Source organism: Bradyrhizobium sp. MI1.10, assembly GCF_055811035.1.
In genome coordinates, this window is the sequence record NZ_JBVVPN010000054.1 from 20,912 (window position 1) to 29,008 (window position 8,097).

An 8,097-nucleotide genomic window follows, 5' to 3' on the forward strand; every position below is an offset into this window, starting at 1 on the left:
TGGCCGTTGGTTGATTGAATTTTGTCCGGGGATTCCCGGGGGTTAGGCGAAAAGCCGCCCTCAGCCGCGCCGGCCCTTGATGGCGGCCCAGATCAGGGCGACCCCGCCCAGCCCCACGACCAGGCCCAGGAACACCAGGGGCGCGACGTCGGAATCGATCCGGCCTCTGTCGGATATGGAGATTCCGCCGAACAGGAGTGCACAGGCGCCGGGCAGCAGCAGGATGATCCCGAAGATCGCCATGAGCGCGGTCAGGCAGCCGCTGCGCTTGTTCGGCGGGGCAGGAGGCGGTCCCGGAGGGGCTGGCGGCGTGTCGCTGATGCTCATGCCTGCAGGACTCCTTCGGTTGACTGCGCCGCCAGTTCGGCGCGGATGCCGTCGATCTTTCCGTTCCGGTAGAACAGATTGTAGGTGTCGAACGGAATGATCGCGCCGCTCTCGGTGACGAAATGGATGCAGCTGCGCTTGACGTTGCCGACGCAGAAATTGAAGCGGTCGAGAAACTGCACGATGGTGACGCGGAATACGTTCTCGTACGTGATGCCCTGCGGTACCTCGAAGCTCGGCAGGCAGCACAACAATTCGCAGACGCGCTCGCTGGTGTTCAGCGGCCCCGAGGACAGCGAAAACAGATCGATGAATTTCTCCCTCAGCGCCGGATGCTTCTCCGGGCTTATCGTATTGGGCAACAATGCGACGAGTTGCTCCTGCGGGATCAGCGAGGTCAGCGGCAGCACTTTGTCGCCGTTGCGCAGGCCGTACCCGATCGAGATGCTTTCGGGGTTGCAGGGCAGCGGGATCATGTCCTTGTCGCCGAACACGCCGGTTTCGACCACGCGCTTGCGGATCTCCGACAGCATGATGCGGTCGGTGTTCTTGTCGAAATTCTCGTTGCGGCCGGCATCCTGCACCGGCTGCAGCGTGACGCCGCGAACGCACTTCCAGGTCAGCGCGTGGCGAACGATGTCGCCGATCTCGGCATCGTTGACGCCGCGCTTGATGGTCGCCACCAGCGTGGTCGATACGCCGTAATGCTCGAGATTCTCCAGCGCCTGCTGACGGATCTTGCGCAAATCCGCGCCGCGCAGATTGATCAGCGCGTCGCGTTCAAGCGAGTCGAACTGGAGATAGACCTCAAGCCCTCGCTTGTTCTCGGCGAGCCGCGCCACGAAATCTTTTTCGCGGGCGATACGCAGGCCGTTGGTGTTGATCATGACATGGCGGATCGGGCGGGCGCGCACCGCATCGAGGATCGCGAAGAAGTCCGGATGCAGCGTCGGCTCGCCACCGGAGATCTGCACCAAATCAGGCTCGCCCTCGCTCGCGACCAGCGCGTCGAGCATTCGCTCGATCTTGGCCAGCGGCGTGAAGCTGGTCCGCGCCGGCGAGGAATCGGCAAAGCACACCGGGCAGGTCAGATTGCAATGCTCGGTGATCTCGATCAGGGCCAGGCAGGAATGCTGCTCGTGGTCGGGGCACAGGCCGCAATCATAGGGGCAGCCGAATTCGGTATGCCGTTGAAAGGCGAGCGGCCGGTCGCCGGGCTTGATGAAATCCTTGCACAGGCGCCAATAGGCTGCGTCCGTCGAGACCAGCGTGGACTGGACGCCATGCTCCTTGCAGCGCTTCTCGTACCAGACCTCGTTGTCGAGGATCTGGATCTTGGCCGGCACCAGCTTCAGGCAGGTCTCGCAGAGAGATTGAGTCTGGCCCCAGAAGATATAGGGGCGCGACTTACGCAACGGCGCGTTCATGCATGGGTCTCGCTTTGGGCGCCGTCGCCAGCATGACGACAGCGTAGAGCAGGATGGACAGCGACAGCACGTGAAACAGCGTGAAGGGGCCGATCAGCGTGCCGTAGGGCTTGAGGAATTCCCACAGGAAGCGCTGTGCGCCATAGTAGACGAGGACGAGGTAGAAACCATTGGTGATCACAAACGCGCTCCGGTTCAAGACCGCCACCACGTAGAGCAGCGCGAATACGCCCATCGCGGCGCTTTCGTACAGCTGCACGGGATGCCGAAGGATGCCGTCGCCGAAATCATGGCCCCAGGGCCATGCCGCCGGCGTGCCGTAGGTGAAATCCTCAAGGCCCGCGAAATAGCAGCCGAGCCGGCCGATCGCGATGCCGAGGGCCAGCGGCAGCGCAAAACGGGCGCCGGTTCGCACCGTGATCCCTGCGGACCATTTGTAGAGCTCGATCGCCGCGATGCCCCCGGCGAGCGCGCCCTCGACCGAGCGCGCAATGCCGCTCTGGCCCGACAGCCACAGATTGGCGGAGCCGAACAGATAGGCGCCGAGGCCCGCACCGAACACCAAAGCGGCGAGGTAGGACCGCTCGAAGGATTGCGCCGGAAACAGCAAGCCCTGTCGCGACAGCCAGTACAGCGCCACGGCCGCAGCCAGCCATGCTGCGATGTCGAAGAGAGTGTGAAGGAAAGCCCCGCTCATGCGGGGGGACATTAGCCCAGGTTCCCGCCCGGCGGGATAGTGCGGCCGCTTCTTATCCCCGAAGAGGAGCGAGGCAGGTGGCTAGCCGGCTTGCCGCTCTTCGGTCGGATAGACCCCGCGCAGCACCTCTTCGAAGTGCAACTTCACGGCCTCGTTGCACATGCAGGCGCGCAGGCGCAGGCCCTCGCGGTTGCGGACCAGGATCGATCCGCGTCGCGTGTCGAGCACGCCTTCCGCCTTGAACGACTGAAGCACCCGGCTGGCATAGCTGCGGCCGACGCCGAGCAGTGTCGCGAGCTGCTCGTGGGTCAGAGGCACACTGCTCTCGTCGCCGGTCCGCTCCATCGCCGCCAGCATCCATTTGGCGGTGCGCTGCTCGATCGAGTGAATGGCGTTGCAGGCGGTGGACTGGAAGATCTGCGCCAGCATGCAGTCGGCGTAGCGAGCGAAGACATGGCGCAACGAGGGCGAGCGCTGCTTGGCGGCCTCCAGCTTGCCGACGTGAATGCGCGCAAACGGCCCGCCGAATTTCACGCAGATCCGGGTGTAGGCCGGTAAAAATCCTTCGCTGACGATGCCGCCCACCGCGCCTTCGCGGCCGACCAGGATGGTCTCGACATCGCGGCCGTCCTCATTGGGAACGAGGAAGGTCGCAAGCGATGGTCCGCAGGGAAAGTGGACGACCTGGACGTCATCGCCGGGGTTGTAGAGCAATTCATTCGCCGCGGCGCTTTCGAGCATGACATGTGGCGCAAGCAGGGCGAAGTCGGCCGGGCTCAAGCGCCGCAGCAGATTGTTGGTCGGCCGGCTGTCGATCTCGGTGGCGTTGCTGGTCCGCGCGTCCATCTCAAACTCCCATCCGCCTCCAACCTTAGCGAGTTCCGTCGAGGTCCTGTGTGCACAAGTGGACAGACCTCATAACTGTAATGTGGTGGGTTTCGTTCCGGGAACCCTCCACGCTGGGTGCAGGCGTCGTGACCGGGATCCCAGTCAGAGAAACCTCATGCTCCAAGTTACGATGATGGCACCCGCCGTTTCCGATAGTTCAAATTGTCCTGCCGATGTTCTCATCGTCGAGGACGATCCGATCATCGCGATCGACTTCGAGGATCGCCTGCTCGGATTTGGCGTGAAGAGCGTGCGCACGGTAGGTTCAGTGGCGCAGGCGCTGGCCGCGATCGCGGCGCGCGTCCCCGGATTCGCCTTGCTCGACGTCGGATTGAGTCGCGAGAACAGCTTTGCGGTGGCCGAACGGCTCGCGGCGCTGAAAATTCCGTTCGTCTTCGTCACCGGCTATGGCGCCGACGCGCGCATCCCGCCGGAATTCGCCGGCCAGCCGCGTCTGCAGAAGCCGTGTTCGAGCGACGCGCTGGAGGCGGCGCTCCAGGTCCGCGCGGCGGACTAGCGATACGGCGTCAGGCCTGCTTCGGATCGAGCGTGGTCGACCATAGCGCGACGTCGGCGCGGTCGCGCAAGGTCACCGTCATCTGTCCTGAAGCGCCATCGATCTTGACGTGACCGAAGAACTGCATGCCGGCGGACGGCGGCAGGTTCTGGTTGTCTTTCCCCGGCGCCTTGACGAAACGCACCTCCGGTCCAAACGTATTGTCGAGTGCGTTCGGACGGAACGTGCCCGCGTGAAGCGGGCCCGACACGAACTCCCAGAACGGCTCGAAATCCTGGAATTGCGCCTTGTTGGGATCGTAATAATGCGCGGCAGCGTAATGCACGTCCGCCGTCAGCCACACGGTGTTGCTGACCGGCGCCATCTTGATGAAGCGCAGGATGTCGGCGATCTCGAACTCGCGGCCGCGCACCGGGCCGTCGCCCTGCGCAATGGCTTCCGATCCACCCTTCGGCGTGTCCGACACGACGAGGCTGAGCGGCATGTCGGAGGCGATCACTTTCCAGGTCGCGCGCGAATTCAACAGGCCGCGCTTGAGCCAGGCGGTCTGGTCCGGGCCGAGGAAATAGCTGGCCGGGTCGTAAGCGGTTTCGAGGTTGGGGCCATTCGGGCCGCGATAGCTACGCTCGTCGAGCACGAACACGTCGAGATGGGGACCATAGGAGATCTGCCGATAGACCCGGCCGGGCTCGACGATGCTTTCGCGCATCGGATACATCTCGTGGAAGGCACGGCCTGCGCGGGCCGCAAGCAGCGCGATGTCGCGCTCTTTGTAGGTCGCGGGCAGCTCCTTCGACAGCGACCAGTTGTTGGTCACCTCATGGTCGTCCCACTGCACGAAGATCGGCACTTCGGCATTGAAGGCGCGAAGATTGTCGTCGGTGAAATTGTATTTGTGCGCGGCGCGGTACTCGTCCAGCGTCTCGGCGACCTTGGCCTTCTCGGGAATCGTGACGTTCTTCCAAATCTTGCCGTCGGCGAGCTTCACCTCGGACTGGATAGGGCCGTCGGCATAGATGGTGTCACCGGAGTGCAGGAAGAAATCCGGACGGTGCTTGCGCATCGCCGAGAAGGTGAACATGCCGCCGTCATCGGGGTTGATGCCCCAGCCTTGTCCTGCGACGTCGCCGCCCCAGACGAAGCTGACGTCACGGCGGTCGGCGGGCGCGGTGCGGAAGCGGCCGGTCACCGGCTCGCCCTCCACCGCGGTGTGCGAAAGATCGCGGAAGCGGACGCGATAGAAAATGTCCTGTCCGCCCGGCAGGTTTTCGATCAGCATCTTTGCGGTGAAGTCGCTCTCGGGCAGCGCCGCGATCGGCGGCAGTGCGCGGGCATCCCTGAACGACTCCGTCGTCGCCACGTCGACCAGCATCTGTGCGGGCCGGTCGGTACGCGCCCAGACCACCCCGCCGTCGACGGTGACGTCGCCCGACTGCACGCCATGGGTCACCGCCGGCCGGTCGGCCGCGCGAGAGAGATGGGGCATTGCGACCGCGCCGAGCGCGCCGGCACTGGTCGTCAGGAAATTGCGGCGGGAGAATTTGATGTTCATGGGACGGTCTCGATATCGCGTGAGGCGGCCGTCCAGGGCGGCCGCCACGGTGAAGCCCGACGCTATATTGAGACAATGTGACGCAGCGATAACGGGTGCAAGCGCTTACGCGTTGCCCGCGGCCCGGAATTGCGCGCCGGTGCGCTGCAGGTTCTGTGGCAGGCTGAACAGCACCGCCTTGCGGTCGGCAACCGCCGCATGGAACTGGTCGAGCGCAATGTTGAAGGCGGTGAGCGCGCCTTCCTCGATCGCGCCGTGGTCGTAGCAGCGCAGCGTGTCGCGCAGGATCTCGTCGGCCTCGGTCTGCATCTGATCGAGATCTTCGGTCGTTTCGCTCTTTCGAGCGGCGGTGATCATGTCGAGCAGCCGCTCGCGCAGATGGCTGTTGTTGTCGCGCTCGTCCTTCTTCAGATAGCCTGCAAACCAGGCGCCGATCGAGCCCATGGCCGAGAGCGCCATCAGGGTCCACCAGATGTAATCGCTGTATCTGTCGAGGAAGGTCTTTTCCTCGCCGTCGACGAAAGCGGCGGCGCCGGGATGCACGGGGATCACCGCATCCTTGTCGGTGTCGGGCGTTTCGATCTTCGCCGCCAGCGGGAATTCCGTCACCAATTGCTGGCGTACCGAGAAAAGCTGGCGCGTGAACGCCGCGATAGTGGTTTCGGACACAGTTTTGCGCGCCACGATGTGGTGCGAGAAGCTGATGGTCTTGACCTCGTCGTCGGGGCGATCGGGCGAGCCGCCGTAAGTGCCCGCGGGAATTTCGGCCGCTTCATAGACCGGATGATTTTGCGCGATCGCATCCGCGGAATCGATCGCGAGAAAGGTTGGCGTGCCGAAATCCTTGGTGGAGGCGGCGATCGCCTCGGACGTGATCTTGCTGTTGACGGGACCGGCCGCGAGATAGGCATCAGCCCTCTGGGCCTTGATCGCCTCGACGGCTTCGCTTGCCGGGTATTGCACGATCTCGACCTTGGCGGGATCGACGCCGTATTGCTGCAGGATCACCTTGAGCAAATTGACGTTGGCCTGGGTGCGGCCGACCACGCCGACCCGATGTCCGGCGAGCTGCGCGATCTTGGTGATCTTCGGACCCTTCTTCTTGCCCTTGCCGGACACGGACCACAGCACCACGACGTTCTTGCGCAGGGTCGCAACCGCTTGCGCGTTCTTCGGTACGTCGACGTCGCCGCGCACGATGGCGAGGTCGGCCTTGCCTTCCGCGAGCAGATTGGCGCTGGCGGTGGCGCCGTCGGTCTGGATCGGGCGCAGCCGCACAGAACTCTTGTGCTGCGCGAAGGCCTGGGTCAGTGCCTGCACGACCTTGACGTCATCGCTATTGGCGGGGCCGACCGCGATCTTCAGCGTCACCGGCCGCATGGCAAAATAGTAGCCGCCGGCGAGCGCGCCAACGATCGCGAGCACCAGCGCGAGAGTCACGAGCGCCGTCTTCCGCGCCGATGATCGCGGCGAGGGCGGGGTGGGCGCTTCGGCCAGGTCCAATCCCCCGGTCATCGATCTCCCGAACAGTCGCTTGAGGCTCAGTTTCATCTTGGCCGGCGATTTACGCCCGCAAGTGTAGCAAATTTCTTGTCCGGCAGGGTTACATCTCCGTCATGGTTAGCGGATGGGGTCTAATCCCGTATGAACCCGGGGCGTCAGTGCGGTGTTAGGGTAAAGTTCCCCTGAAGGACGGAGGCGATGATGGCAGAACGGCTCTCGGCGGAGGCGCGCAGGCAGGCGCTGGGCGGATCCCCTGGCTGGACCGAGGTTCAAGGACGCGACGCGATCGGGAAAACCTTTGTCTTCAAGGATTTCAACGAGGCGTTCGGCTTCATGACCCGCGCGGCGCTGGTCGCCGAGAAGATGGACCACCACCCCGAATGGCGCAATGTCTACAAGACGGTGGAGGTGGTGCTGTCGACCCATGACGCCGGCGGCGTCACGGCGCTCGACATCGCGCTCGCCAAGGCGATGAATGCCATCGCCAAGCTGACACCAGGCTGACGTCTTGCAGGGCCCGGGCGCGTCCCCATCTTGTGATCAGCACGGGATGCGGCGATCTGCCACCCCAGGCTGGAACGGGGAGTTTGTCCGAACATGGCTGCCGAACACAGCGTCGGTTTCGAGCCGGCCGACCGGCTCGCGGAAGATCGTGAGAGCGTGCGGCGCCGCTTCTGGCGCAAGCTGAAGCGTGTCGCCGCGCAGCTGCCGTTCGCGGAGGATCTGCTCGCCGCCTATTACTGCGCCTTCGACCGGCAGACGCCGCGCCATGTCCAGGCGTCGCTGCTCGGGGCGATCGCTTATTTCATCCTGCCGTTCGATTTCGTCCCCGACGTGATGCCGATCCTCGGCTTCACCGATGACGCCGCCGTGCTCGCCACTGCGATCCGCATGGTCGCCAGCCACATCACGAACGAGCATCGCGAAGCCGCCCGCGCCGCGCTGAAGCGCGGGGTGGATGAGGTGGACGTGGAAGCCGCGCAGTAGCTGTCGCCGCATACTCCGCTGTCATTCCCCGCGAAGGCGGGGAATCCAGTACGCCGCGGCCGCCTTCCGATTGAACCATAACCGTCTCGGAATGCTGTCATGGGGCCCCCGCGCGGGGGGGGGGGGCGGCGGGGGCGGGGGTGGGGGGGGGTTTTACACACGCCCCGCCCCCGTGAGCCGGGCCCGCGCCCAGCTTGCG

The 8,097-nt window shown here is 64.5% G+C and carries 9 protein-coding genes; 3 read left to right on the top strand and 6 right to left on the bottom strand.

Annotation, left to right across the window (positions count from 1 at the left end; translation table 11 throughout):
- Nucleotides 1–60 precede the first annotated feature (60 nt).
- The 4 genes from AC0L3K_RS35140 to AC0L3K_RS35155 all read right to left on the bottom strand — a co-directional run bounded on the left by AC0L3K_RS35140 (nucleotide 61) and on the right by AC0L3K_RS35155 (nucleotide 3,297).
- Nucleotides 61–327 (bottom strand): hypothetical protein, encoded by a 267-nt coding sequence (locus AC0L3K_RS35140; protein ID WP_007598732.1) that lies wholly within the window; start codon nucleotides 325–327, stop codon nucleotides 61–63.
- Nucleotides 324–1,754, bottom strand: coding sequence for a radical SAM protein (locus tag AC0L3K_RS35145; RefSeq protein WP_007598734.1), 1,431 nt, complete (start codon nucleotides 1,752–1,754; stop codon nucleotides 324–326). Before AC0L3K_RS35145 ends, AC0L3K_RS35140 begins: the two co-directional genes overlap by 4 nt.
- Nucleotides 1,735–2,451, bottom strand: coding sequence for a prolipoprotein diacylglyceryl transferase family protein (locus AC0L3K_RS35150; RefSeq protein WP_354201560.1), 717 nt, complete (start codon nucleotides 2,449–2,451; stop codon nucleotides 1,735–1,737). Before AC0L3K_RS35150 ends, AC0L3K_RS35145 begins: the two co-directional genes overlap by 20 nt.
- Nucleotides 2,452–2,532: 81 nt before the next feature.
- A complete protein-coding gene (locus AC0L3K_RS35155; protein WP_007598738.1) occupies nucleotides 2,533–3,297 on the bottom strand; it encodes a Crp/Fnr family transcriptional regulator in 765 nt (254 codons plus the stop codon).
- 157 nt (nucleotides 3,298–3,454) lie between these two features.
- On the opposite strand from AC0L3K_RS35155, the gene AC0L3K_RS35160 reads away from it, so the two are divergent.
- Nucleotides 3,455–3,856 carry a response regulator gene (locus tag AC0L3K_RS35160; protein ID WP_007598740.1) on the top strand — a complete coding sequence of 134 codons (402 nt, stop codon included), beginning with the start codon at nucleotides 3,455–3,457 and terminating at the stop codon, nucleotides 3,854–3,856.
- Between the two features lie 10 nt (nucleotides 3,857–3,866).
- Here AC0L3K_RS35160 and AC0L3K_RS35165 read toward each other — a convergent pair whose 3' ends face one another.
- On the bottom strand, nucleotides 3,867–5,408 hold the full coding sequence (locus AC0L3K_RS35165; RefSeq protein WP_473367740.1) for an alkaline phosphatase D family protein: 1,542 nt from the start codon (nucleotides 5,406–5,408) through the stop codon (nucleotides 3,867–3,869).
- 105 nt (nucleotides 5,409–5,513) lie between these two features.
- On the bottom strand, nucleotides 5,514–6,959 hold the full coding sequence (locus tag AC0L3K_RS35170; RefSeq protein ID WP_219681851.1) for a TAXI family TRAP transporter solute-binding subunit: 1,446 nt from the start codon (nucleotides 6,957–6,959) through the stop codon (nucleotides 5,514–5,516).
- A 153-nt stretch (nucleotides 6,960–7,112) separates the two neighbouring features.
- Between AC0L3K_RS35170 and AC0L3K_RS35175 the strand changes: the two genes are divergently transcribed.
- The gene (locus tag AC0L3K_RS35175; protein WP_473367746.1) at nucleotides 7,113–7,415 is read left to right on the top strand and encodes a 4a-hydroxytetrahydrobiopterin dehydratase; all 303 of its coding nucleotides are present in this window, start codon (nucleotides 7,113–7,115) and stop codon (nucleotides 7,413–7,415) included.
- 93 nt (nucleotides 7,416–7,508) lie between these two features.
- Entirely contained in the window at nucleotides 7,509–7,898 is a 390-nt protein-coding gene (locus AC0L3K_RS35180) for a YkvA family protein (protein WP_007598747.1), read from the top strand.
- The last annotated feature ends 199 nt before the right edge of the window (nucleotides 7,899–8,097 follow it).

What these genes read in the sequence shown, in the direction of transcription:
- AC0L3K_RS35140 (WP_007598732.1), bottom strand. Translation starts at nt 327, where the DNA reads ATGAGCATCAGCGACACGCCGCCAGCCCCTCCGGGACCGCCTCCTGCC.
- AC0L3K_RS35145 (WP_007598734.1), bottom strand. Translation starts at nt 1,754, where the DNA reads ATGAACGCGCCGTTGCGTAAGTCGCGCCCCTATATCTTCTGGGGCCAG.
- AC0L3K_RS35150 (WP_354201560.1), bottom strand. Translation starts at nt 2,451, where the DNA reads ATGAGCGGGGCTTTCCTTCACACTCTCTTCGACATCGCAGCATGGCTG.
- AC0L3K_RS35155 (WP_007598738.1), bottom strand. Translation starts at nt 3,297, where the DNA reads ATGGACGCGCGGACCAGCAACGCCACCGAGATCGACAGCCGGCCGACC.
- AC0L3K_RS35160 (WP_007598740.1), top strand. Translation starts at nt 3,455, where the DNA reads ATGCTCCAAGTTACGATGATGGCACCCGCCGTTTCCGATAGTTCAAAT.
- AC0L3K_RS35165 (WP_473367740.1), bottom strand. Translation starts at nt 5,408, where the DNA reads ATGAACATCAAATTCTCCCGCCGCAATTTCCTGACGACCAGTGCCGGC.
- AC0L3K_RS35170 (WP_219681851.1), bottom strand. Translation starts at nt 6,959, where the DNA reads ATGAAACTGAGCCTCAAGCGACTGTTCGGGAGATCGATGACCGGGGGA.
- AC0L3K_RS35175 (WP_473367746.1), top strand. Translation starts at nt 7,113, where the DNA reads ATGGCAGAACGGCTCTCGGCGGAGGCGCGCAGGCAGGCGCTGGGCGGA.
- AC0L3K_RS35180 (WP_007598747.1), top strand. Translation starts at nt 7,509, where the DNA reads ATGGCTGCCGAACACAGCGTCGGTTTCGAGCCGGCCGACCGGCTCGCG.